Annotated in this window: 21 protein-coding genes; 6 read left to right on the top strand and 15 right to left on the bottom strand. The window is 61.1% G+C overall.

All coding sequences use genetic code 11. The features are described 5' to 3' along the window. Positions 1–580 precede the first annotated feature (580 nt). The 11 genes from CHC01_RS31515 to CHC01_RS31465 all read right to left on the bottom strand — a co-directional run bounded on the left by CHC01_RS31515 (position 581) and on the right by CHC01_RS31465 (position 10797). Positions 581–2119: a Do family serine endopeptidase gene (locus CHC01_RS31515; RefSeq protein ID WP_089268265.1), complete on the bottom strand. Its 1539-nt coding sequence runs from the start codon at positions 2117–2119 to the stop codon at positions 581–583. A 198-nt stretch (positions 2120–2317) separates the two neighbouring features. After that, the gene (locus CHC01_RS31510) at positions 2318–2518 is read right to left on the bottom strand and encodes a DUF2065 domain-containing protein (RefSeq protein ID WP_068734021.1); all 201 of its coding nucleotides are present in this window, start codon (positions 2516–2518) and stop codon (positions 2318–2320) included. Positions 2519–2686: 168 nt separating this feature from the next. Beyond that, the gene (hflC, locus tag CHC01_RS31505) at positions 2687–3580 is read right to left on the bottom strand and encodes a protease modulator HflC (RefSeq protein ID WP_089268264.1); all 894 of its coding nucleotides are present in this window, start codon (positions 3578–3580) and stop codon (positions 2687–2689) included. Continuing rightward, positions 3577–4731 carry an FtsH protease activity modulator HflK gene (gene hflK / locus CHC01_RS31500; protein ID WP_089268263.1) on the bottom strand — a complete coding sequence of 385 codons (1155 nt, stop codon included), beginning with the start codon at positions 4729–4731 and terminating at the stop codon, positions 3577–3579. Before hflK ends, hflC begins: the two co-directional genes overlap by 4 nt. A gap of 153 nt (positions 4732–4884) precedes the next feature. Next, positions 4885–5421: a dihydrofolate reductase gene (locus CHC01_RS31495; protein ID WP_089268262.1), complete on the bottom strand. Its 537-nt coding sequence runs from the start codon at positions 5419–5421 to the stop codon at positions 4885–4887. Beyond that, on the bottom strand, positions 5418–6212 hold the full coding sequence (locus CHC01_RS31490; RefSeq protein WP_089268261.1) for a thymidylate synthase: 795 nt from the start codon (positions 6210–6212) through the stop codon (positions 5418–5420). Before CHC01_RS31490 ends, CHC01_RS31495 begins: the two co-directional genes overlap by 4 nt. Positions 6213–6378: 166 nt before the next feature. Further along, positions 6379–7362, bottom strand: coding sequence for a tripartite tricarboxylate transporter substrate-binding protein (locus CHC01_RS31485; RefSeq protein ID WP_089268260.1), 984 nt, complete (start codon positions 7360–7362; stop codon positions 6379–6381). Between the two features lie 127 nt (positions 7363–7489). After that, positions 7490–9055 (bottom strand): tripartite tricarboxylate transporter permease, encoded by a 1566-nt coding sequence (locus tag CHC01_RS31480; protein ID WP_170849787.1) that lies wholly within the window; start codon positions 9053–9055, stop codon positions 7490–7492. A gap of 13 nt (positions 9056–9068) precedes the next feature. Further along, a complete protein-coding gene (locus CHC01_RS31475) occupies positions 9069–9569 on the bottom strand; it encodes a tripartite tricarboxylate transporter TctB family protein (protein ID WP_089268259.1) in 501 nt (166 codons plus the stop codon). A 92-nt stretch (positions 9570–9661) separates the two neighbouring features. After that, on the bottom strand, positions 9662–10198 hold the full coding sequence (locus tag CHC01_RS31470) for a chromate transporter (RefSeq protein ID WP_089268258.1): 537 nt from the start codon (positions 10196–10198) through the stop codon (positions 9662–9664). Beyond that, positions 10195–10797: a chromate transporter gene (locus CHC01_RS31465; RefSeq protein WP_089268257.1), complete on the bottom strand. Its 603-nt coding sequence runs from the start codon at positions 10795–10797 to the stop codon at positions 10195–10197. The genes CHC01_RS31470 and CHC01_RS31465 overlap by 4 nt, the downstream gene beginning before the upstream one ends. A 256-nt stretch (positions 10798–11053) precedes the next feature. Here CHC01_RS31465 and CHC01_RS31460 point away from each other — a divergent pair, with 256 nt between their 5' ends. From CHC01_RS31460 to CHC01_RS31445, 4 genes are all read left to right on the top strand, one after another. Continuing rightward, complete coding sequence (locus tag CHC01_RS31460) at positions 11054–11569, top strand: SspB family protein (protein WP_089268256.1); 516 nt, start codon at positions 11054–11056, stop codon at positions 11567–11569. A 108-nt stretch (positions 11570–11677) separates the two neighbouring features. Next, entirely contained in the window at positions 11678–13090 is a 1413-nt protein-coding gene (gene fumC / locus CHC01_RS31455) for a class II fumarate hydratase (protein ID WP_089268255.1), read from the top strand. 294 nt (positions 13091–13384) lie between these two features. Continuing rightward, complete coding sequence (locus tag CHC01_RS31450; RefSeq protein ID WP_068734044.1) at positions 13385–13573, top strand: DUF4169 family protein; 189 nt, start codon at positions 13385–13387, stop codon at positions 13571–13573. Then, positions 13570–13827 carry a ribbon-helix-helix domain-containing protein gene (locus CHC01_RS31445; protein ID WP_068734045.1) on the top strand — a complete coding sequence of 86 codons (258 nt, stop codon included), beginning with the start codon at positions 13570–13572 and terminating at the stop codon, positions 13825–13827. Before CHC01_RS31450 ends, CHC01_RS31445 begins: the two co-directional genes overlap by 4 nt. Before the next feature lie 56 nt (positions 13828–13883). Here CHC01_RS31445 and CHC01_RS31440 read toward each other — a convergent pair whose 3' ends face one another. The 3 genes from CHC01_RS31440 to CHC01_RS31430 form a co-directional block, all read right to left on the bottom strand. After that, positions 13884–17555, bottom strand: coding sequence for an AsmA family protein (locus CHC01_RS31440; protein WP_089268254.1), 3672 nt, complete (start codon positions 17553–17555; stop codon positions 13884–13886). Positions 17556–17780: 225 nt separating this feature from the next. Next, positions 17781–19097, bottom strand: a complete 1317-nt coding sequence (locus CHC01_RS31435; protein WP_089268253.1) for an MFS transporter — start codon at positions 19095–19097, stop codon at positions 17781–17783. Between the two features lie 194 nt (positions 19098–19291). Further along, positions 19292–20707 carry an FAD-binding oxidoreductase gene (locus CHC01_RS31430; protein WP_089268252.1) on the bottom strand — a complete coding sequence of 472 codons (1416 nt, stop codon included), beginning with the start codon at positions 20705–20707 and terminating at the stop codon, positions 19292–19294. Between the two features lie 81 nt (positions 20708–20788). On the opposite strand from CHC01_RS31430, the gene CHC01_RS31425 reads away from it, so the two are divergent. Continuing rightward, entirely contained in the window at positions 20789–21298 is a 510-nt protein-coding gene (locus CHC01_RS31425) for a thioesterase family protein (protein WP_089268251.1), read from the top strand. A 3-nt stretch (positions 21299–21301) separates the two neighbouring features. On the opposite strand, the gene CHC01_RS31420 is transcribed toward CHC01_RS31425, so the two are convergent. After that, a complete protein-coding gene (locus CHC01_RS31420) occupies positions 21302–21475 on the bottom strand; it encodes a DUF1328 domain-containing protein (RefSeq protein ID WP_089268250.1) in 174 nt (57 codons plus the stop codon). Between the two features lie 271 nt (positions 21476–21746). Here CHC01_RS31420 and CHC01_RS31415 point away from each other — a divergent pair, with 271 nt between their 5' ends. Then, positions 21747–24215 carry an ATP-dependent helicase gene (locus tag CHC01_RS31415; protein ID WP_089268249.1) on the top strand — a complete coding sequence of 823 codons (2469 nt, stop codon included), beginning with the start codon at positions 21747–21749 and terminating at the stop codon, positions 24213–24215.

Raw genomic sequence — 24215 nt, 5'->3', positions numbered from 1 at the left:
ATGGACAGACCCCTGGACAGTGTGACGGACGACCAAGTCAAAACGCGTTCGGCTTACTCGCTTGAGGCTCCCTTCCCATCGCCTTGGGACTTTAATTCGCGATCGGAGCGTTCGTCGAGGCAAAGTGCAAGCAACCGAAAAAACACCGCAGGCGGAACGTCGGGCACTGGCTCGGCGCCTCCGAAAGTCCTGATGCACTCACAATTGCGGAAGACCGCATTCGCATCAGGCCCAAGGGTGCAACGGGCACCCGGCGTTCCGCACGCCCTCTCACAAGAGGGTGGGAATGCAAACCACGACGGCGCCCCCGCGCCGTAAACAACAGGGGTGATGACGCATGTCTGATGGGCAGTGGCTGTTTGACAGTTGAATCTGAATAACGTGACGCGCGAACGCCCAAACCAAACGCCGTCATGCCCGGCGCATGCCGGGTATCCACGCCTTGGTGACATTCACAGCAAGGCGTGGATGGCCGGAACAAGTCCGGCCATGACGTTTGGAGAGAACAGGGCCCCCTCTCCGCTCGCTACGGTCGGAGGAGGGAGAAGAAAGAGCCACCGTCACTCTTCAGCGTGCAACCCTACTGCACGCTCAGCGCCACGAAGCGCAGCTCGCCTTCGGCATTCGACACCAGCAGCAGCACCGACTTCTTGCCGTCCTTCTTCAAGGCATCGACGCGCTTCTTGACGTCGGCAGCATTGGTAACCGCTTCCTGCGCGACCTCGACGATGACGTCGCCGGCGGCCAGGCGCTTCTCGGCGGCGTCGGAGCCGGCATCGACGCCGGTCACGATGACGCCCTTCACGCTGTCCTTGATCTTGTACTTGGTGCGCAGATCCTTGCTGAGACCGGTGAGGTCGAGGCCCAGCGCCTTCTGCGTCGCCGGTTTCTCGGCTTCCGGCGTGGCCTTGATCGAGGCCTGCACCGGCTTGTCATCCTCGAGACGTCCGAGGGTGACCTGCTTGGTCTCTTCCTTGCCCTTGCGAATGATCAGCACATTGACCGCCTTGCCGACGGCGGTGCCGGCAACGATGCGCGACAGGTCCTTCGGCTCCTTGACGTCACGGCCGTCGAACTTGATCACCACATCGCCGGGCTCGAGGCCGGCCGGCTTGGCCGGGCCCTTGTCGTCGACGCCGGCGATCAGTGCGCCGCGCGCCGGCTTGATGTTCAGGCTCTCGGCAATCTCGTCCGTCACCGGCTGGATGCGTACGCCGAGCCAGCCGCGGCGGACTTCCTTGTATTCGCGCAGCTGTTCGATGACGCCGACCACAGTCTTCGACGGCACGGCGAAGCCAAGGCCGATGGAGCCGCCGGTGGGCGAGATGATCAGCGTGTTCACGCCGACCACTTCGCCCTCGAGGTTGAACAGCGGACCACCCGAATTGCCGCGATTGATCGAGGCGTCGGTCTGGATGTAGCTGTCATAGGGGCTGTTGTTGCTGATCTCGCGGTTACGCGCCGAGACGATGCCCGCAGTGACGCTGCCGCCGAGCGAGAATGGATTACCGATCGCGATCACCCATTCGCCAAGCCGCAGCTTTTCACTGTCGCCGAACTTGACGGCGACCACCGGCTTTACCGGGGTGAACTTCAGCACCGCCAGATCGGTCTTCTTGTCGACGCCGACCAGCTCGGCCTTGATCTTGGTGCCGTCATTCATGATGACGGTGATCTCGTCGGCACCATCGATGACATGGTTGTTCGTGACCACGACACCCGAGGTGTCGATGATGAAACCGGAGCCCAGCGAATTGGTCTTGCGCGGCTGCAGCCCGCCATTCTTGTCGCCGCCGGGGCGACCGCCGCGGTTCTTGAAGAAGTCGTCGAAGAACTCCTCGAACGGCGAGCCTGGCGGCAGTTGCGGCATTGCCCCGCGGCCACCGCCCTCCCCCTTGTCGCTGTTCTTCGCCTCGACAGTCGAGGTGGTCGAGATATTGACCACGGAATCGATCACCTTCTCGGCGACGTCGGCGATGCCATCCGGTCCGCGGGCCGAGGCCGGCGCGGAAAACGTGGCGACCGCGGCGCCAAAACAAAGCGCCGTCAGCAGCGGACGCAGGCCGCTATACGGTGCACGGCGCGAAACGGAGCTCAGAGAGGGATGAGCGATGGACATGTCGGAAACGTCTCCAAAAGAGAGTCGGCAAATTTGACTGAGAGTGCGCCCGAACGGCGACATCGCGCAAGCCTTCGCGCGGGCCATCCGGCTGGCCCATCTGGGACGTGGATTGCGGCGGAATGCGGACGTAAACGTGCACGATCGCGTTGATCGGGAAGAGCTTTTTCGGACGCCCGGAGAGATTATGAACCGCCGCTAGCGCCGGATTGCCCAGATCAGGATCAGGCCGCCGACGGCCGAGACCAGACCGGCGATGCGCAGGATATTGTCAGGGCTTTGCAGCGCGCTCTTCATCGCGCGGCGCATCCATCCGGGAAATGCCAGGAACAGGATGCCTTCGAATACGAACAGGATTCCGATGCCGATGAGGAAGTCGGCAAACGCTATGGACCTCATCCGACTTCAACTCCCGAACGTTCGCACCCTGGCCGCAGTTTCTTGGCAGTTTTCTTGGCGCTTTTCTGAAAACAAATGAGGCGCGCCACGATGGCGCGCCTCATCCTTTAGATCAGAGTGGCAGCGAACGCAAAACAGGTATCCGCGTAAGCTTAACCAGTGACGCCGTTACTGCGGCTTTGCCGCGGGGGGCTTGCCCGACGGATTGGCGAAGAAGCGGAAGAACTCCGAATCCGGCCGCAGCAGGAAGCGGGTGTCGTTGCTCTTCAATCCGTTCTCGTAAGCCGTCATCGAGCGGTAGAACGCGAAGAACTCCGGATCCTGGCCGTAGGATTCGGCAAACAGACGGTTGCGCTCGCCGTCGCCGGCACCGCGGGTTTGTTCAGCCGTCGAATTCGCATCGGCGATGATCACCGTTGCTTCACGATCGGCCTTGGAGCGAATCTCCTGCGCCTTCTGGCCACCGCCGGCGCGGAATTCAGCAGCTTCCCGCTGACGCTCGGTCTGCATCCGCTGATACACCGCCTGGCTGTTCGCCTCCGGCAGATCGGCGCGGCGGATACGAACGTCCACGACGGAGATGCCGTAACCGTCGGCTTCCTTGTCGAGCTGCTCGCGGATCTTGTTCATCAGGTTCTCGCGCTCGTCGCGCACGATCTGGATGAAGGTGACCTCGCCGAGCACACGGCGCATGGCCGCGTTGAGCAGCGTGGTGAGCTGGATGTTCGCCGCCTGGATCGACCCGATGCTCTGGTAGAAGCGCAACGCGTTCTTGATCTTGTAGCGAGCGAAGGCATCGACCACCAGACGACGCTGGTCGTTGGCAATGATTTCCTGAGCCGGGTTTTCCAGATCGAGGATACGCTTGTCGATCGAGATCACGCTGTCGATGAACGGGATCTTGAAGTTCAGACCGGGCTCGGTGACCACGCGGACGGGCTCGCCGAGTCGCACCACGAGGGCCTGTTCAGTCTGGCGCACCGTATAGATCGAGCCGAAGCCCACGATGACCAGCACCAGCACTACAATCAGTGCAACGATACCTGAGATGCCGGTTTTCATCGGGTGCTCCCGCTCTGCTGAGGCTGACCAGATGGCGCCGGAGGCTGACGCCGCGGCGTCAGTTCATTCAAGGGAAGGTAAGGCACGACGCCTTGCGAAGCACCGGCGCCCTGGCCGCCGTCATAGACCAGCTTCTCGGCACCGCCGAAAATCCGCTCCATGGTTTCGAGATAGATACGCTGACGGGTTACGTCAGGCGCCTTCTTGTACTCGTCATAGACCTTCAGGAAGCGCGCGCTCTGGCCCTTGGCTTCGGCGATCGCCTGTTCGCGATAGCCTTCGGCGACCTGCAGGATCTGCGCGGCGCGACCGCGCGCATCTGGCACAACGCGGTTGGTATAGGTCTGGGCTTCGTTCTGCAGACGCTGGGCGTCGGCCTGTGCCGCCTGCACGTCACGGAATGCATCGATCACCTGGGCAGGCGGATCGACCTTCTGCAGCTGGACCTGCTGGATCAGGACGCCGGCGCTATAGCCGTCGAGCGTCTTCTGCATCAGTTCCTGCACCTGGGTTTCGGTGGTGGTGCGTGCGCCGGTGAGGATCGGCTGAATGTTGGCGCGGCCAACGACTTCACGCATCACGCTTTCGGCGACCGCTTTCACGGTGCCTTCGGGGTTCTGGATGTTGAACAGGAAGTTGCCGACACCGTCGGGCTTGATGCGCCACAACACGGTGAAGTCGACATCGACGATGTTCTCGTCGCCGGTCAGCATCAGGCTCTCTTCCGGCACATCGCGGATGGTGCGGCCACGGCGACCGGTGTCTTCCAGGATCGACATGCCGACCGACAGCGTCGATACGCGCAGCGCCTTCGGCAACAGCACGGTCTCGATCGGATACGGCAGATGATAGTTCAGGCCGGGCTGCACGGTGCGGACATGCTTGCCGAAGCGCAGCACGACACCGAGCTCTTCGGACTGCACGCGGAAGAAACCGGACAGACCCCAGATCACGAGCGCCACGGCGAGCACGAGCGCGATGCCCATGCCGCTGACGAAGCCGCCGGGCAGCATCGACTGCAGACGGTCCTGCCCCTTGCGCAGCAGATCCTCAAGATCAGGCGGCCTCGGTCCGGACGATTGCGGACCAGAACCCCAAGGTCCCTTCGGACCAGAGCCCCATGGGCCTCCGCCTTGATTCTTCCACGGCATTCAACACTCTCCTCTGCGCGGCCGGACATACCGGTCTCGCCACGTCTGCATGGCTTTATAGGGGACGACCCCAGCTCTTACAACGCGGGGTTCTTGATCGTTGGAGCTATGCCCGAGGCCGCAAAAGTCAATGTTAACGGGCGGAAAACGCGGTTAACGAGCCGCTCTCCGGCAATATGTCACATAGGAGAAATCGACGCTGTCCTCGCCCGCCGCCGCATTCCTGACGCGTGCCACTTCTTCCCACACAGTGAGATCGACCGGCGGCATAAAGGTATCGCCGGTCGGCTGCGCGTGAACTTCGGTCACTTCGAGACGGTCGGCGATCCCCATCCATTGGGCATAGATCTCGGCGCCGCCGATCACCGCAATCTCAGTGACCAAACGCCGCAGCGCATCGCCAGTCGCCACCGCGCGCGCATCGGCAAGCGACGTAGTGACTACAGCCCCCGCGGCCTGATAGTCGGCATTGCGCGTGATGACGATATTGGTGCGGCCCGGCAGCGGTCGCTTCGGAAACGACTCGAACGTCTTGCGCCCCATCACGATCGGCTTGCCGATGGTCAGCGCCTTGAGCCGCTGCATGTCCGACTTCAGCCGCCATGGCATGGCGTTGCCCTGCCCGATCACGCCGTTCTCGGCTACGGCGTAGATGAGGACGATCTGAGGGGTAGCCGTCGTTGCGGTCAAACCGCGACCTCGGCCTTGATGTGCGGATGCGGGTCGTAACCTTCGAGGGTGAAGTCCTCATAGCGGAACGCGAAGATGTCCTTCACATCCGGATTGATCTTCATCACCGGCAGCGTACGCGTCGGCCGCGTCAACTGCAGCCGCGCTTGCTCCAGATGGTTGGAATAGAGATGCGTGTCGCCAAGGGTGTGGACGAAGTCGCCGGGCTTGAGACCCGTGACCTGCGCGATCATCATCGTCAGCAGTGCATAGGAGGCGATATTGAACGGCACGCCGAGGAAGACGTCGGCCGAGCGCTGATAGAGCTGGCACGACAGCTTGCCGTTCACGACATAGAATTGGAAAAGACAATGACATGGCGGCAGCGCCATCTTGTCGATCTCGGCGGGATTCCACGCCGTCACGATCAGCCGGCGCGAGTCCGGATTGCGCTTGATCATATCGACCACATTGGCGATCTGGTCGATGCTCCGTCCGTCGGGCGCCGGCCATGAGCGCCACTGCGATCCATAGACCGGGCCGAGATCACCATTGGCGTCCGCCCATTCATCCCAGATCGAGACGCCGTGGTCCTTGAGATATTTGATATTGGTATCGCCTGCCAAAAACCACAGCAGCTCGTGGATGATCGCCTTCAGCGAAAGCTTCTTGGTGGTCAGCACGGGGAAACCATCACTGAGCTTGAAGCGCATCTGATGGCCGAACACCGACAGCGTGCCTGTGCCGGTGCGGTCGTGCTTCTCGGCACCGTCGCTCAGGATTCGCTCTAGCAGGTCGTGATACTGGTTCATGGTCGATCTTGCGGGCTCGTGAGCGGGCGAACTTATCGCCTCGGCCGGTGGTCGGACACGCCGATTCCCGGATTATACCCGAAAAAGTGTGTCCCTGCCCGCAAACGGCAAGGGCTGGATCCGTGAGGACCCAGCCCTTGAAATCAATTGGTTAGCCGGTTCCCGATCACATTGCGGGCTTGAGCACCGCCGACCACTTCTCGACTTCGCTCTTCACCAGCGAACCGAGCGCGGCCTGGGTGCGGGCTTCCGGCTTCGGAATGTCCGAGCCGAGGTCGAGCAGACGCTTCTTGACGTTCTCGTCGTCCAGCGCCTTGGCGGCCGCGGCATTCAGCTTCGCGGTGATCGCGGCAGGCGTGCCCTTGGGCGCGAAGATCGCGTTCCAGGCTGAGGCCTGATACTTCGGCAGACCGGCTTCGATGGTGGTCGGGACGTCCGGCAGCGATGGGTTACGATCGGGCGTCGCGATGGCATAGGCCTTGATGGTGCCGCCCTTGATCTGCGGAACCGCGTTGACGATCTGGTCGCACATATAATCGACCTGACCACCGACCAGCGCGTTCATCGCCGGACCGGTGCCATTAAACGGCACGCCGGTCGGCTTGATATCCAGAACCGAGCTCAGCAATTCGCAGGACGAGTACGACACCGAACCGACGCCGGCATGGGCCATGTTCAACTTGTCGCTGTTGGCCTTCACATAGGTGACGAATTCCTTGAGATCCTTTGGCGCAAAATCCTTCTTCGCCAGGATCAGAATCGGCGTGCCGGCGAGCAGCGCGACGGGCTCGAAATCCTTCTCGGGGTGATAAGCGAGCTTCGGATACAGCGGCACCGCCGCAGCATGGGTGCCCATGTGGCCGGTGATGATCGTGTAGCCGTCATTGGCCGCGCGCGCTGCACGCGTCGCGCCAGTCGTGCCGCCAGCGCCGACGACGTTCTCGATGATGATCTGCTGGCCGAGCGTCTTCGACATGTCCGCGGCGACGATGCGCGCGATGACGTCGGTGGGGCCACCGGCCGCGAACGGCACGATCATGGTGATGTTGCGCGTCGGGTATTCCTGCGCCTGAACAGTGGTTGCCAGTGCGCCGAAGCCGGCGACGGCCGCCAGGCCACTGATCGCAACTCTGCGATTGAACAGCTTCATTTGGTTTCCTCCGAAAATGTTTTTGCCGCGAAAATAACGACAGTCGCGGGACTGAATACAAGCAAAGGCCCGAAGTCTATTCGACTTCGGACCGTGGCGTAACGACGCAGATGCGTGGAGAGATTCGTCAGCTCTCGGATTCGACGAAGACTTCGTCGCGCTTCTTTCGCAGTGCGGGAAGCACAGCGAGGATCAGCAGGAACGCCGAGATTGCCATCAGGGTGGCCGACAACGGACGGGTGAAAAACACCGTCGCATCGCCGCGCGAGATCAGCAGTGCACGACGCAGGTTCTCTTCCATCAGCGGACCAAGCACCATGCCGAGCAGCAGCGGCGCCGGTTCGAAGTCATGCTTGATCAGCCAGTAGCCGAGCAAACCGAACACGCCTGCGAGCACCACATCCATCGGTGCGTTGTTCACCGAATAGATGCCGATGCTGCAGAACACCACGATCGACGGGAACATCAGGCGATACGGCACACGAAGCAGCCGAACCCAGATGCCGACCATCGGCAGGTTGATGACGAGCAGCATCAGGTTGCCGATCCACATCGAGGCGATCATGCCCCAGACGAGTTCCGGCTGCTTCTGCATCACCTGCGGGCCCGGCACGATGCCATGGATGGTCATCGCGCCGACCATCAGAGCCATCACCGCATTCGGCGGAATGCCGAGGGTGAGCAGCGGGATGAACGAGGTTTGCGCTGCAGCGTTGTTGGCGCTTTCCGGCGCCGCAACGCCTTCGATCGCTCCACGACCGAAACGCTTCGGATCCTTCGACAGCTTCTTCTCAAGCGTATAGGCCGCGAAGGATGCGATGACCGCGCCGCCGCCCGGCAGAATGCCGAGAATGGAGCCGAGCACCGTGCCGCGCAGAATCGCAGGCGCAGAGTCCTTCAAATCCTTCTTGGTCGGCATCAGGCCCGTGACCTTCTGCTGCACGAGCTGGCGATCTTCCTCGCCGCCCGCATCCAGGTTGCGGATGATTTCAGCAAAGCCGAACAGGCCCATGGCGACCGTGGCAAAGCCCAGGCCATCAGCGAGTTCAGGGATGTTGAACGACATGCGCGACGCGCCGGTTTCGATGTCGGAGCCAACCATGGACAGCAGCAGGCCGAATACGATCATCGCGATCGCCTTCAGCACCGAGCCCTTGGCAAGCACCACGGCAAAGATCAGGCCGAGCACCATGAGCGAGAAGTATTCTGCTGGACCGAACGCAAGCGCGAGCTTGGTCAGCGGCGCGCCGAGCACAGCGATAAGGACCGTCGCAACGCAACCCGCAAAGAACGAGCCGATTGCTGCAATCGCGAGCGCCGGACCGGCACGGCCCTGCTTCGCCATCTGGAAGCCGTCGAGCGCAGTTACGACCGAACCTGCTTCACCCGGAATATTGACCAGGATCGACGTGGTCGAACCGCCATATTGCGCACCGTAATAGATGCCGGCGAGCATGATCAGCGCGCCGACCGGCGGCAGACCGAATGTGATCGGCAGCAACATCGCCACGGTGGCAATGGTACCGATGCCCGGCAGAACGCCGACCAGCGTACCGACCAGCGCACCGATCAGACAGAGAAGAATATTGATCGGAAGCGGGATCGACATTCCGCCGAGGAACGCCGGCGTCCACTGCACGAACTGGAAGACGGTGCTGAAGCCAAGACCGAGATTCGAAAAAAGATCACCCATGACGCCCTCGTTCTTAGCGGATCAGAAATGTCGGCCACATCTGCAACGGCAGACCAAGCGCATACGGGAACAGCAAGGCGCAGAAGCCCGTGAGGCAGGCGCCAACGATGATCGTTTCTTTCCAGCGCGTCTCGGGCGTGCCGAGCGCAGCAATCAGAAAACTCGACATCGCCGCGAAGATCATGCCCATCGGACGAATGCCGACCGCGAAAACCAGAATGGCCAGCGCCACAAAAAACGGACCGCGCCAGTGGAACTTGGAGAGCCCGGGGCCCTCTGTGAAAATGCCGACAACGGTTACGGCTGCACCAAGACCCAGCAGCAGAATGCCGAACATCCGCGGCGCGGTACCTGCTCCGAACGAAAAGCCATGCATGCCCTGCAGATCGCTGGATGCCCACAGAGCAAATGCAGCAATCGCCACCAAAGCAAGGCCGCCGATAAAGTCTTGAGGGCCTTTGACCCAGCTCGGTAAGATGGATTTCTCCGGCGCATGGCTCGGCGCATCACTCATTGGTACGTTCCCCTGTCACGAGCATTTAGCCCAAACAACATCGTTCGGAGACCGCCCAACGGCTCCGTGGTCAAGCTTGCTAGCGATTTTCGTCAGAGAACGCCAGCGAAACCAAGAAGGCCCCCGGCAACTAACAACCATAGCGGGTTAAGCCGCGTGGCAAACGCCAAAACGGCGGCGCTCCCCGTTACCAGAAGCGCCGTCCAGGTGGTGTCGGAAGCGAACAGCAGGACCAGCCCGCTCGCGCTCATGAGACCTATCGATAAGGGGACCAGCGCGGCCTGTACGATTCCCGGCCATTGCGCGTGGCCCGACCGCGCAAGCAATTGGCTGACAAAATAAGCAAACACGGCCGTCGGCCCGCACATGGCGAGTGTTGCAACCATCGCACCGAGGATGCCGGCGACCTGATAGCCGATCAGCGTCACAATGAGAACGTTCGGCCCCGGCGACAGCTGCGAGATCGCAAACACATCCGCGAACTGCTTGTCGGACATCCAGTGGTTGACATCGACCGCGAGCCGATGAATTTCGGGAATGGCCGAATTGGCGCCGCCCACGGCAAAAAGCGACATCAGCCCGAACGACCAGGCCAGCGTGACAAGCGATCCGGGAGTGGCGTCGTTCATGCTGCCGCCCGCCGTCGCATCAACATGGTCAGGCCGATACTGACGGGAATCGACACCAGAAGAACGGTCGGCAATGGCCATCGCATCACGCCAACGGCGACGAAAACGGCGATCAGGAGCGCCAGGCTGACCGGCTCACGCTTCTTCAGAAGAGGCAGCATCATTCGGAAAATCACCGCGAACAGCAGTCCAACGGCAGCGCATGAGACGCCGGCCAGCGTGCGCCGCAGCGCTTCGATATCCCCAAAGCGTGCATACAGGATCGCCAAAATGGTCACGATGACCACGGGCGGCCCCAGCAATCCCGCAAAGGCTGCAATGGCGCCAGGCACACCGCGAAACCGCGCCCCGAACACCACCGACAGATTGACGATATTCGGCCCCGGCAAGAAATGGCAAAGTGCGAAAGTCTCATTGAATTCCTCGGGCGTCATCCAGCCGTGCTGCTCGACGATCGCCCGGCGCGCCCAAACCAGAACGCCACCGAAACCGGCCAGGGACATCTTTGCAAAGGCAAGGAATAGCGTCAGCAGTCCCGGCGGCGATGCCGACGCGAGTTCCGCAATGGGGGCATCAGCCTGTGGTGAACTTGGACGCATGGTCCAGAACTAGGGCCATCCGCCCATCGGGCCAATCGATTTTTGCCTGTTTCCACGCCAATCGGCGGTTGAAATGACCGCCCGGCTGTATCGCGTCCAATTTGCGTCATATATAGAGGGCGCCAGCTTTTCCGGCTGCTGACCTCGGGTCAAGACCGGGATAGAATAGATAGAACAGTATGTGACGCGAGTCGGCCTCCGGCCTCGCCCTCACTCCATATATGGCCATGACCAAGACAAGCGACGGGACCGACCGATGGCAACCGATCATATTCGATACGATGTGCTGGCGCGTGACGCCCTTCGTGGCGTTCTGCGGCGCGTGCTGATCGACGCTGCCGAGCATGGCCTGCCGGGCGAGCACCACTTCTTTATCACCTTCGTTTCAACGGCCGACGGCGTCAAACTGTCGCCGCGCCTGCTGGCCCAGTATCCAGAGGAAATGACGGTGATCCTGCAGCATCAGTTCTGGGATCTCGTGGTCACCGAAGATCGCTTCGAGGTCGGCCTGTCCTTTAACGGCATCCCCGAGCGCCTCGTCGTGCCGTTCAACGCCATCAAGAGTTTCTACGATCCCTCGGTGCAGTTCGGCCTGCAGTTCGAAACCGAAACCGCTGTAGAGACCCCGGCTGCCGGTGCGTCGTCCGCAGCCACTGCGGCATCTGCTCTCGCCGCCCCTCCGGCTCCGCCCGCGCCTGCTTCAGAGGAAGAACCGCCAAAATCGGGCGAAGGTGCAGAAGTCGTCCGTTTAGACCGCTTCCGGAAAAAATAATCGCAAGACGTTGTAAGGTGCCGGGGCCGCGTTCGCGCGGCCCCATTCTTATGCGCCGCACCCGCCAGAAGTCTCTGCAGGGAGCGCGGCATCGCAAGGACCGTACCCATGGCCAAATCCTCGAAGACCTCCGCCACCACCCGCACCGAAACCGACAGCTTCGGTCCGATCGAGGTCGCAGCGGATCGTTATTGGGGAGCCCAAACGGAACGGTCGCGACAGAATTTCAAGATCGGTCACGATCGCATGCCGATGCCGATCATTCGCGCGCTCGGCATCGTCAAGCTGGCGGCGGCCGAAACCAATCGCGAACTCAAACTTCTCGAGCCCAAGCTTGCAAAGGCCATTGTGAGCGCAGCACGCGAAGTCATCGACGGGAAACTGGATGATCACTTCCCGCTGGTCGTCTGGCAAACCGGCTCCGGCACGCAGACCAACATGAATCTCAACGAGGTCATTGCCAATCGTGCGAACGAGCTTCTTGGCGGTGAACGCGGCGCCAAGAAGCCAGTACATCCCAATGACCATGTCAACATGAGTCAATCGTCCAACGATTCGTTTCCGACTGCGATGCACATTGCGGCAACGCAGGGTATTGTTGAGTACCTCATCCCCGCACTAAGCGAACTACATGCTGCGTTGCGCAAGAAGGAAAAAGCCTTCGCAAAGATCGTGAAGATCGGACGTACGCATACACAAGACGCGACGCCGCTCACGCTCGGGCAGGAGTTTTCAGGCTATGCCGCACAGATCGAAAGCGGCATCAAACGCCTACGAAGCGTCGTGAAGGATCTCTACCCGCTCGCCCAAGGTGGAACTGCAGTCGGGACCGGCCTCAACTCCAAGCCTCGTTTTGCGAAGCTGTTCGCAAAGCACGCAGCAACAATTACCAAGCTGCCTTTCATCACCGCACCGAACAAATTCGAAGCACTCGCATCAAACGACGCCTATGTGTTTGCACACGGTGCGATCAACTCGGCTGCAACTAGTCTATTTAAGATTGCAAACGACATCCGGCTGCTCGGATCCGGGCCCCGTTCCGGACTCGGCGAATTGATACTTCCGGAGAACGAGCCTGGCTCATCGATCATGCCTGGAAAGGTAAATCCGACACAATGTGAAGCAATGACAATGGTATGCTGTCAGGTATTCGGTAACCACACGGCAATTACGGTGGCCGGCAGTCAGGGTCACTTCGAGCTCAATGTCTACAAGCCGGTGATGGCCCATTGCATGATGCAGTCCATCCAATTGATGGCAGACGTTGCGCGATCCTTCACAGAGCACTGCATCGACGGAATTCGCGCCGATGAAAAACGAATTCATGAGCTGATGGAACGATCACTGATGCTCGTGACTGCACTCGCACCGAAAATCGGTTACGATAACGCGGCGAAAGTAGCTAAGGTTGCTCATGCAAACGGAACGACATTGAAGGAGGAAGCGCTGCGGCTCGGTTTTGTTAGTGCAGCAGAGTTCGATCTTCTTGTTCAGCCGGCCAAAATGATACATCCTGGGTAAGCAAGAATATTTGCTCACAGCTTGTTGAGAATAACTCCAGAAGGAAATAGTTATAATTCATATCTGCTAAATGGTTAGAATGGTCGCATATCAGACGCGTTTTTCCTTGTGATACAGCAGAAGGTGATCTGGTTACGCTTCGTAGATGACTTCATTTTTCTGCGGAGCTTGTTTGGAACTACGGAGAATATTTTAGGATGGATACCGAAACCGAATTCACCCTCGTCTCGTACAACTACTGGATGGTGAAGACGACGTTTCCCACCCCATCATTTTTTAAAGACAGGAGCGATCATGGGTGACCTGATCAATCTCAATCGCTTCAAGAAGCGCACTGCACGAGAGGAATCGGCAAAACAAGCCGATATAAACCGTGCGCGCTTCGGACGAACTAAGTCAGAACGAACATTGCAGGAGCAGCGCACAGTCCGTGCGAACAACGTGCTGGATCAGCATCACATCGATGGCGAGGACGCATCATGAAATCGCCCGTAGTTAAGAGATCGATCGTTGTTGCGGGTCACAAGACCAGCGTGAGTCTCGAAGAGGCGTTTTGGAACGGCATGAAGGAGATTTCGAATCTTCGCGACATGACGCTTTCCGAGCTGGTTGGTGAGATCGACACGAACCGTCAGCAGGGCAATTTGTCGTCCGCGATTCGGCTGTTCGTGCTCGATTACTTCCGTACACGTGCCGTTCCGCAACAGCGGATGCCGGAGCACAATCTCTCGGCGTAAACACAGCCGACCTTCAGCGAATCGCTTCGCCGCCGGTTGTGTTTGCTGAGTCATCGTCAGAACGTCGGCCGCGCTGAACTCGCGGTCGGCGGTGTCAGTACTAGCGGAGGCGCGGGCCTCGGCCTTGGTGCGCGTGCAGCACCGGGTGCCGGACGAACTTCAATGGGTGCTGGCAGCGGCGCAACCTGCTGACTTGCAACAGGCGGTGTCGCAGGACGAGGCGTAGCAGCCTTCGGTGCAAGACGGCGCGGATCGCGACCGGGAAGAAGCACATCGGAGGGCGCAGAGGCTGTCGGTGGATCGCTCGCAGGCGTCTGCGTGTCGACGGGCAGCGAGGCGGACGGCGGAGGAACGGCAACGGGCACAGCCGCCGGTGGCAACTCACCGCGTTCAAGCGAATCAAGCCGGCGCGTCTCGCGATCGATTGCGCGCACTGCGAGCCAGGATGATAACGCCGCCACATCTAGCGTGCGATCAAGCTTGTCAGGCGTTCCCACCGCGAAGATCTGAACTTCCGGTCGAACGCTCGACGTCCCCGCGCTCGTGCCGGTCAATGTCGCGCGCATATCCACCTGGTCGGCAACGATATCGTAACCTCCTGACACGATGGCGCGCCCTCCTTCGCCATCGAGCGTCGTCGCACCAACGCGCAGGCGGCTATCCTTGATACTGAACGGGACCTGCACCGAAGTTACGGACAATGCTCCGCCGGCGATCGCGGTATCGACGATCTGACGCAGCTTGGCGTCATTCGTGGCCTGCCCGGAATCGCTGGCGCGAATGGCAATGTCGAAGGCACGTGGATCGAGGCCATTGATGCGCGCCCCGTCGATCGTCAGCAATCCACTGCCGGACAATGCGCCTTCCAGAGCCGAGGCACTGCGCCCCTGACTGGCCAGCGTCATCCGCAGCGACGTCTTGCCCGCGGGCATTGTCAGAGAGCGATAGCGCAACGCCGCTCCATCTACGCCGGAGAATTGCACGCGGGCGCCAAGCGCATATCCGGTGATCGATGGCTTGAGATCGACATCAGCCGTGATTTCGCCGCCACCGACAGACCCTTTGATCGTATCGATCGTCAGGGCCTGGCCGTCGCTCTTCACGATGCCGCTGACAGGACGCAATTCAGCACCGCCGGGCAACGTCCCGCGCAACGCCTGAAAGGCCAATTGTCCACGCCATCCCTGCAGCATGCCACGTCCAAGCGGGTCCGTAACATCGCGCCCTCGCGTGCCCACAGCGAGACCAAAGGCCGGTCCAAGTTCGATCGCATCCATGCCGATCTGACCGTCGATGGCTTTCTCGGCACCCAGCGTCAGCGCAATACGGCCGCGCACGCGTGAGCCAGCCAGTGTGCTGTCGATATCCTCCAACGTAACTTTGTCGCCGTTCAATGTGAGCCGCGATGACAGGCTAACATTCTGCGCGGCCGCATCCGACGGCTTGAGAGCGACCAGCGGCGCCAGATTGGCGCGACGTATCGCAACCGCGAGCGATGCTTTCGGTGATCCCGCCCAAGGTTCTGCACTACCCTGAACATCGGCATCGACATCCGCGCCGGACAGTTTTGCCGTGACGCGCAGCGGCGCGCGCCATTGTCCTTTTGCCGATCCTTCGAAATTCACAACGGCGTCGCTTGCGGCGATCACGTTACTCAGGCCCAACAATGCGAGAAGTTTTCCGCCCGACCCGACCAATTTAGACTCGAGTGTCACATCGCTGCGCGACAGCTCATTGAGGTCGACGCCACGCATCGCCGCTAGGGGAGCAGATGCGGTCAACGTCGTCGTCCCCTTCACCTGCGCCGCATCGATATCGAATACGGCGCGCGCATTTGTGCGATCAGCGCGTTGTTGATCCTTTGCCAGATCGAGCGACAGTTTGACGCGAACCGCGCCGGGCGTCGCGGTCATGGCGCTGAGCCTCGCCGCAACAGACGGCGCCAGCGGCGTGAGCAAGTTGCTGATCTGACTCATCGATGCGGATGTGGCGTTGAGTGTCAGTCCGCCCGTGGCCTCCATGCGATCGAACGAAGCGTGGCCGTCGAGCATCAGGCCGGTGGCTTCACCGACTTTGAAGCGATCGACCGAGATCATCTTTGGGCTGTAGGCCAGTTGCGCCACGAACGGGCGCATCTCCTGCCCGGCTGACACAGCACGGCCGATATCGAGTGACACCTGCCCTGCATCTGGCCACTCGGCCTGCGGCTCGCCAAGCGATCGGATCAAAGCCACCGCTGCGTCGAGATCGAGCCGGTCGGCCTTCAGGTCGGCATCGAAGCGCGAGCCGCCAGCAGCCGAGGAATACGAATATGCAGTACGACCTTCGATCGTACCCCCGTCGATCTCCGCCTTCAGTGCCTCGATGGCCAAGCGATTGGACACCGAAGTGATATTGCCACGAATGCGTAGCGGCTTCTGATTGCGCAAGCCGACGTCTGTTCGGCCCTTGAGCCATGCAGCAAGCGTATCCGGATCGGACGACTCGACCGCGATGGCCCCCTTGAAGCCACCTGATGCACCTGGCTGTGCTGCGCCGCCGCTCAACGTGACGCGGGTCGCGCCTGGCGCACGAAACTCAAGACGATCGATCGTCCATGTCGCTGGATCACCGCGCAGATCCGCACCGATATTCTGCACAGGCTTTCCGCCGAGCATAATCTGCTCTACGCCGATCTCGATCTGTGTCGCCAAAGGCGCAGACGGAATGCTCGCCAGCAGCCTGCGTAGCACCGGCAACGGTGTGGCGGCATCGTTGGTCGTTTGATCCCTAGAGAGCAGGCGATCGGCATCGAGCTGCTTGGCCGACAGCACCGCATGCAGCAGTGGCGATGTGCCAAAGCGCATGTCAGCAAGACCAGCGAACCTGAAAGCGGTCTCTTCCGCGCCATAGCTGGCTTCAAGCGCTTCCATATGTGCAGCCGCCGGGTCGGCCTTGACCTTGGCGAAGACGCGCCACGGCGTTGACAGTTGATCGCCCGCGCCATTCGCCTTCAGGCCGGCCGGGCTTGCGAGAGTCAGTGCGCCGTCGAAGCGTGGCGTGCGATTGTCGAAGTTGAGCACGCCATCGAGATCGACAGACAAGGGCTTCTCGCCGGGGTCCACAGTAAAACGAACGCGCGTGCCGTTGCCGTCGCCGGTCGGCCCGGAGGACAAACGGAACGGATAGCGCGCGCCCGACAACAGGAAATTGCCATCACCGCGCATGGCGCCGGCCGCCAATGAGCGAACATCGCCGCTGAAGGCGACGTCGTAGAGTTCGAGCGTGCTCTTGCTCGCCGCATCATGGAGCGCGACGCGACCGGTGATATTCAGCCTATCAATCGCCAGCGCGCCAAGATTGAATGGCCCGGTGGAAGCCGGAAGTTCGATACGCCCCTGCGCGTTGAGGCCGAGATCGACCGCAGCGCCGCCGATCGTGAGTTCTGTCGCGCGCCATTCGCCGCGCATCAACGAACTCAGGCTGAATTCCACATCGAGATTGTCTGCACGGATCCTGCCGAGATCGTTGGGACTGCCCACCGTGATCGACTGCAGCCGTAGCGACGGCGCCGGCAGCAGCCGCGCCTCCAGCCCGCCGCTGACGCGAACGGGCGCACCGACCACGCGCGTGGCTTCAGCCTCGAATTGCGGGCGGAACTGATTCCAGTCGACGAAATAGGGCCCGACCAGAGCAGCAACCAGCGCCAGGATAAATGCAATTGCCAGGCCGAGCAGTGTCGTCTGCACCGAATCTCCCCTCAAGCGCTCCGGCAGAATGTCCGCCTGCCTGCCAGGCAAAGTGCATTGCAGCACGTCACTGGGCAATACGCCTTACAGACGTTGCAGGGCCACGCAGAAATACGCGGGAACGCATCTATTTATAGAACCAACTGTGGCGAAGTCACAGCACGCAATACATGGCCAGATCAGCCATCCCTCGCCATCCGCTTGCGGCAAATCGCCCGGCTTCGATCAAGTCGAAGCACCCTGCTCCAGCGGTTTTGCGGCGCCATGGGCGCGGTGCAAACGTCCGGCCACCGCCCTTACCTTGCCCGGCGACGCCATCCAGACCGCGAAGGTCGCGAGGAAGCTGACTGCGATTCCAAGGGCAAATGCAGGCGTATAGGTACCAAAGTGGTCGTGCAGGACACCTGTCACCAAGGGGCCCGCGGCGCCGCCGGCCAGCGCGGCCAGCATGAGCGTGCCGAAAATGCTGCCAAAATGCTCGCCCTGGAAAATCTCGGAAACCACGGCGCCCATGATGGACGTCACGCCATAGCCCAGCAGGCCCTGCGAGATCACCATGACATAGACGAGCGCCAGACTCGGCACGGACTCCAGCGCAATCAGGGAGGCAAAGCAGATTGCGAAACCGACACCGCTGACGGTCCAGATCCATTCGCGGCCGATGCGATCGGACAGATGACCGAGAAATATCTGGCCGGGCACGCCGAACAGACTGACCATACCGAGCGCCCAGGCGGCGACACCCGGTGTGAAGCCGATGTCGAGCAGATACTTGGTTTGATGGACCTGGACGGCATACCAGGCATACAACCCACCGAACAGGCCGAGCGCGAGCCACCAGAACCGCGCCGTGCGTATGGCGCGTGCCAGCGTCCAGTCGATACTTGCCCAAACCGGGTCAACTACGTTGGATACATGCTTCGCCGACGAGGTCGGCGCCTGATCGCCATCCGGCAAGAGCCCCATGTCCTGCGGGCGTTTGCGCAACAGCAGATTGATCGGCACGAGGACGACCAGCACCACCAGCCCGACGGCTGTGCAGGCGGTGCGCCAACCGGTCTGCTCGATCATCACCTGCACCCAGGGAAGCACGGTCACAGACCCGATGCCGACGCCGGCGAATGCGAGGCCGACCGCGAGGCCGCGCTTGCGGCTGAACCAGTTCGGCAGAAACAGCGATTGTCCGGAATAGCCGAGGCAGACGCTGCCTGCGCCAACCAGAACGCCGATGGTCATGTACAAATGCCATGGCTGCGTCGTCAGCGGTGCCAGCAACAGGCCAGCAGCCATCAGTACGGTGCCAAGTTCCATGACGGCTCGCGGGCCGCCGCGATCCATCAGTCTGCCCATCAGCGGGCTCATGATCGCGGAAATCAGGAAGCCGAATGAAAAGGCACCGGCGGTGACGCCACGGTCCCAGCCGAATTCCTGGAGAATTGGCGGGAAGAACAGCGAGAACGATGTCCGCGCATTGACCCCGATGGCCATGGAAACGAACGTGACGGCGACGATGACCCAACCATAGAAAAACGGTAGCCGCATCGGATGATGCCTTTTTTATTGGACGCATTCTGCGTCAAAGCTTTTTGATTGCACCTTCCGTAACCGAAAAGCGCAATCCATGCTGGTATATAATTATATCTACAACTTTAAACTTTTTAAGAATAGTTAAGCATCGCCGCTGCTGCCGAATTTTCCCGTCCGCATTCGGCCTGACCGGACGCGGCAATCTGGCGTCACGCCGGCGGCAGGATTTTCCCGGGATTGAAGATATTGTCGGGATCGAGCGCCTTCTTGAGCGCCCGCATGGCGTCGAGCGCCTCACTGCCCAGTTCGGCCTGCATATACTTTTGCTTGCCTTGCCCGATGCCATGTTCACCCGTGCAGGTGCCCCCCATCGCCTGCGCCCGTTGAGCGAGGCGGTGCATGAAGTCCTCCGCGCGGGCGACCTCGTTGGCATCGTTGCGATCGCAGACCATCGAGCAATGAAAGTTGCCATCGCCGACGTGGCCGACGATGGGCGCCAACAGGCCGAGGCGTGCGAGATCCTCTTCCGTCGCAGCGACACATTCCGCGAGTTTGGAAATCGGCACGCAAACGTCGGTGGCCGCGACATCGGAACCTGGCCGCATGCTCTTCACCGACCAGTAGGCATCGTGACGGGCCTGCCAGAGCTTGGTGCGATCCTCCGGCTTCGTCGTCCAGGAGAAATCGCCACCGCCACATTCCAGTGCGATCTCGTGAAAATTTCGCGACTGCTCGGCCACTTCGGCCTCGCTGCCATGAAATTCCAGCAGCAGCAGCGGCGTTTCCGGCAACGTCAGCTTGGAATAGGAATTACAGGCACGCACCTGCGCCTCATTCAGCAGCTCGATCCGAGCAACGGGAATGCCGGTCTGAATCGCGAGAATCGTCGCCTGACAGGCACCTGCCACGGTGGCGAACGAACATGACGCGGCAGCCATGGTTTCAGGAATGCCACGCAGCTTGATGGTCAGCTCGCTGATGATACCCAGCGTGCCTTCGGCGCCAACGAACAGATGCGTCAGGTCATAGCCGGCAGAAGATTTCTTCGCGCGGGTGCCCGTCTTGATGATCTCACCATCGGCGCGCACGACCTTGAGCGCGAGCACGTTGTCGCGCATCGTCCCGTAACGCACCGCGTTAGTGCCGGAGGCGCGCGTCGACGCCATGCCGCCAAGCGACGCATCGGCACCGGGATCGATCGGGAAGAACAGGCCTTGATCGCGCAGATTTTCGTTGAGCGCCTTGCGGGTGACGCCGGGCTGGATCACGCAGTCGAGGTCTTCGCTGTGCACTTCCAGAATCTGGTTCATGTCACGCATGTCGATGCAGATGCCACCGGCCGGCGCATTGACCTGACCTTCCAGCGACGTACCGGTACCGAATGCGATCACCGGAACTTTGTTCGCTGCACAAATCCGGACCACGTCCTGGATATCCGCGGTTTCCTGCGCGAACACGACGCCATCCGGCGGCTGGTTGGCAAGCCATGTCGTGGTATGGCCATGCTGCTCGCGAACCGCCTGCGACGTCACCAGCCGATTGCCAAAACGCGCCGTCAGCGCTTCAAGCGCCGTGGCCAAGGCCTTCGGCTCCGGTCGTTTCAAATTGTTCGCAATGCTAGCCACAGCAGTCCCTCCGACGCGGCGGGACCGTGGCAAAGGTTGTATAACGGGTCAAGAGACGTGAGAGCGGGACAGGAATTACCGATGACTGAGCCAACCGACGATCTGCTGCAGCAACCCGTCCCTTTCCGGGCGCATGTCATGCAGATCGAACCGCAATGGATCGACTATAATGGCCATCTCAACATGGCCTATTACAACGTGCTGTTCGACCGGGCGATCGACGACCTTTGGCTCAAGATCGGGATCGGTCCCGAATATATGAGGGCACGCAACAACTCGACATTCACGGCCGAATGCCATGTTCGCTATGTCAGGGAGATTCATCTGGGAGATCCTGCGCAGGTGTCGATCCTGATTGTCGCTGCGGACGACAAGCGCATTCACACCTTCAAGGAGTTGCGCCACGCCACCGAGGGATGGCTGTCGGCGACGTCGGAAAACATGACGCTCCACATGGACATGACGGCTCGGAAGGTTGCACCGTTTCCGCCTGATATCAGCGCTCGCGTGCAGGCGCTGGCCAATGCGCACCGATCCGTAGATCGCCCCGAGGGCATCGGCCGATCGATCGGGATGCCCTCAAAGAAATAACCGTCAGACGCGCGTGCGGCCGCGGACGAGGCCCACAACGGCCGAGATCAGGAACAGGACGATGGCGATGAAGAAGATCGCCTTGGCGATTTCGATGGAGGCGCCGGCGACACCACCGAAGCCGAGAACGCCGGCAATGAGAGCAATGACGAGGAAAGTAACGACCCAGCTGAACATGGCACAAACCTCAGTTTTTGGTGTTTGACGCGGCATTCGCCGTCGCGCTTGATGCTGAAACAAGCCGGAGCAAGAACGAAAGTTCCCGACCCACGTACCAGCCAGCATCACTGAAACGAGAGCGCTCCTGCGTGCCAACGGGCGTCAGATGAGCCCCATGCGGGGATAAGTCTGTCGCCAGAAGCCTCTCGCTCCTATATGCCCTCCTATCCTGCTAAGAAGGCTCCCCTTTAAGGCCCCACGGTGCCAACGTGGGCGGAATACGATTCGCATGAGTGACGCACGCAAAATGCCCGCCAACGATCTTCCTGCCTACCAGCCGGCGGCGGGCGGCATTGGCGCGCGTGCACGCGCTGCTGCGGCGCCAGCGGCACAGTATCTGAACGGCCTCAACCCCGAGCAGCGCGATGCCGTCGAAACCCTCGACGGCCCCGTCCTGGTGCTCGCGGGCGCCGGCACCGGCAAGACCAAGGTTCTAACCTCGCGGATCGCCCACATCCTCAGCATGGGCCGTGCGCGGCCCGGTGAAATCCTGTCGGTGACCTTCACCAACAAGGCCGCGCGGGAGATGAAGCACCGGCTCGGCATCATGCTCGGCCAGGCGGTCGAGGGCATGCCGTGGCTCGGCACCTTCCACTCGATCGGCGGCCGCATCCTGCGCACCCATGCCGAACTGGTGCAGCTGAAATCCAACTTCACGGTGCTCGACACCGATGACCAGATCAGACTGCTCAAGCAGCTCCTGCAGGCTGACAATATCGACGACAAGCGCTGGCCGGCGCGAATGCTGGCCAACCTGATCGACGGCTGGAAGAACCGCGGACTGACGCCATCGCAGGTGCCGTCAGGCGAAGCCGCCGTGTTCGGCAATGGCAAGGGCGGCAAGCTCTATGCCGCCTATCAGGATCGGTTGAAGACCCTCAACGCCGCGGATTTCGGCGACCTCCTGCTGGAATGTATCCGGCTGTTCCGCGAGCATCCGGACGTGCTGAAACAGTATCAGCTGCGCTTCAAATATATCCTCGTCGACGAATATCAGGACACCAACGTCGCGCAGTATCTGTGGCTGCGGCTGCTGTCGCAGGCGCCGGGGCAGCGTGTGCTGCCGGAAGCGGACGCGCCATCAGCAGACAACAAACCGACCGCACCGCTCAAGAACATCTGCTGCGTCGGCGACGACGACCAGTCGATCTATGGCTGGCGCGGCGCCGAGGTCGACAACATCCTGCGCTTCGAACATGATTTTCCCGGCGCCAAGGTCGTCCGGCTGGAGCGCAACTATCGTTCGACCGGCCATATCCTCGCCGCGGCCTCGCATCTGATCGCGCATAACGAAGGCCGCCTCGGCAAGACGCTGCGCACCGAGGATGTCGATGGCGAGAAGGTCACCGTCACCGGCTCGTGGGATTCCGAGGAAGAAGCCCGCGCGATTGGCGAGGAGATCGAGCAGTTGCAGCGCGAGGGCAACAAGCTCAACGACATCGCGATCCTGGTGCGCGCCTCGTTCCAGATGCGCGAGTTTGAAGATCGCTTCGTTACGCTCGGCCTGCCCTATCGGGTCATTGGCGGCCCGCGCTTCTATGAGCGAGCCGAAATCCGCGACGCACTGGCCTATCTGCGCGTAATCAATTCGCCGGCCGACGATCTCGCCTTCGAGCGCATCGTCAATGTGCCCAAGCGCGGCCTCGGCGATGCCACCGTGCAGATGCTGCACGATTACGCACGTCGTCGCCGCATTCCGCTCTCTGAGGCTGCCCGTCAGGTCGTCGAGACCGACGAGATGAAGCCGAAAGCGCGCGGCAGCCTGCGCGACCTGATGATGAGCTTCGAGCGCTGGCGCAAGCAAAGCGAAGTCATGCCGCATACCGAGCTTGCCGAAGTCGTGCTCGACGAAAGCGGCTACACCGATATGTGGCAGAAGGATCGCTCCGCCGACGCCGCTGGTCGCCTTGAAAACCTCAAGGAACTGGTGCGCTCGATGGAAGAGTTCGAGAACCTGCAGGGATTCCTCGAACACATCTCGCTGGTGATGGACCGCGAGGGCGGTGCAGACGAGGATGCCGTGTCGGTGATGACGCTGCATTCGGCCAAGGGGCTTGAATTCGACAACGTCTTTCTACCGGGCTGGGAAGAAGGCCTGTTCCCGCATCAGCGGGCACTCGACGATCAGGGCCGCGCCGGGCTCGAGGAAGAGCGCCGCCTCGCCCATGTCGGCATCACCCGCGCGCGCCGCCGCGCCAAACTCTATTTCGCAACCAACCGGCGCATTCACGGCACCTGGAACACGACAATGCCGTCGCGTTTCCTCGATGAATTGCCGGCGGCCAATGTCGAGATCACGGAATCAAAGGGCGGTTCGGGCTGGGGCGGCGCAGGCGGCTACGGCGCATCGCGCTTCGACAACGTGGAATCGTTCGGATCGAGCTATTCGACACCGGGCTGGCAGCGCGCGCAGGCCAATCGTTCACGCGGCGGTGGACAAGGCGGCAGCGGCTTTAGCGAAGGCCAGTCGCCTTTCGGCGGCTCCTCTTCATCGCGAAACAAGCGGCCGATGACTATCGAGGGCGAGTTGATCGCGAAGTCCACCGGCACGGAGTCCGACTTCACGCTGCAGGATCGCGTCTTCCACCAGAAGTTCGGCTACGGCAATGTGACCAAGATCGACGGCAACAAGCTCACCATCGTCTTCGAGAAGGCGGGGGAGAAGAAGGTCGTCGACAGTTTCGTGGAACGTGTCTGA

Source organism: Tardiphaga sp. OK246 (genome assembly GCF_900188215.1).
In the GTDB taxonomy this organism is placed as follows: Bacteria; Pseudomonadota; Alphaproteobacteria; order Rhizobiales; family Xanthobacteraceae; genus Tardiphaga; species Tardiphaga robiniae.
Note: the sequence above shows the minus strand (reverse complement) of the source record. Positions and strands in the feature narration are given on the sequence as shown.

What these genes read in the sequence shown, in the direction of transcription:
- hflC (WP_089268264.1), bottom strand. Translation starts at nt 3,580, where the DNA reads ATGAAAACCGGCATCTCAGGTATCGTTGCACTGATTGTAGTGCTGGTG.
- CHC01_RS31415 (WP_089268249.1), top strand. Translation starts at nt 21,747, where the DNA reads ATGAGTGACGCACGCAAAATGCCCGCCAACGATCTTCCTGCCTACCAG.
- CHC01_RS31475 (WP_089268259.1), bottom strand. Translation starts at nt 9,569, where the DNA reads ATGAGTGATGCGCCGAGCCATGCGCCGGAGAAATCCATCTTACCGAGC.
- CHC01_RS31450 (WP_068734044.1), top strand. Translation starts at nt 13,385, where the DNA reads ATGGGTGACCTGATCAATCTCAATCGCTTCAAGAAGCGCACTGCACGA.
- CHC01_RS31490 (WP_089268261.1), bottom strand. Translation starts at nt 6,212, where the DNA reads ATGAACCAGTATCACGACCTGCTAGAGCGAATCCTGAGCGACGGTGCC.
- CHC01_RS31470 (WP_089268258.1), bottom strand. Translation starts at nt 10,198, where the DNA reads ATGAACGACGCCACTCCCGGATCGCTTGTCACGCTGGCCTGGTCGTTC.
- CHC01_RS31510 (WP_068734021.1), bottom strand. Translation starts at nt 2,518, where the DNA reads ATGAGGTCCATAGCGTTTGCCGACTTCCTCATCGGCATCGGAATCCTG.
- CHC01_RS31485 (WP_089268260.1), bottom strand. Translation starts at nt 7,362, where the DNA reads ATGAAGCTGTTCAATCGCAGAGTTGCGATCAGTGGCCTGGCGGCCGTC.
- CHC01_RS31420 (WP_089268250.1), bottom strand. Translation starts at nt 21,475, where the DNA reads ATGTTCAGCTGGGTCGTTACTTTCCTCGTCATTGCTCTCATTGCCGGC.
- hflK (WP_089268263.1), bottom strand. Translation starts at nt 4,731, where the DNA reads ATGCCGTGGAAGAATCAAGGCGGAGGCCCATGGGGCTCTGGTCCGAAG.
- CHC01_RS31435 (WP_089268253.1), bottom strand. Translation starts at nt 19,097, where the DNA reads ATGCGGCTACCGTTTTTCTATGGTTGGGTCATCGTCGCCGTCACGTTC.
- fumC (WP_089268255.1), top strand. Translation starts at nt 11,678, where the DNA reads ATGGCCAAATCCTCGAAGACCTCCGCCACCACCCGCACCGAAACCGAC.
- CHC01_RS31460 (WP_089268256.1), top strand. Translation starts at nt 11,054, where the DNA reads ATGGCAACCGATCATATTCGATACGATGTGCTGGCGCGTGACGCCCTT.
- CHC01_RS31425 (WP_089268251.1), top strand. Translation starts at nt 20,789, where the DNA reads ATGACTGAGCCAACCGACGATCTGCTGCAGCAACCCGTCCCTTTCCGG.
- CHC01_RS31465 (WP_089268257.1), bottom strand. Translation starts at nt 10,797, where the DNA reads ATGCGTCCAAGTTCACCACAGGCTGATGCCCCCATTGCGGAACTCGCG.
- CHC01_RS31480 (WP_170849787.1), bottom strand. Translation starts at nt 9,055, where the DNA reads ATGGGTGATCTTTTTTCGAATCTCGGTCTTGGCTTCAGCACCGTCTTC.
- CHC01_RS31515 (WP_089268265.1), bottom strand. Translation starts at nt 2,119, where the DNA reads ATGTCCATCGCTCATCCCTCTCTGAGCTCCGTTTCGCGCCGTGCACCG.
- CHC01_RS31445 (WP_068734045.1), top strand. Translation starts at nt 13,570, where the DNA reads ATGAAATCGCCCGTAGTTAAGAGATCGATCGTTGTTGCGGGTCACAAG.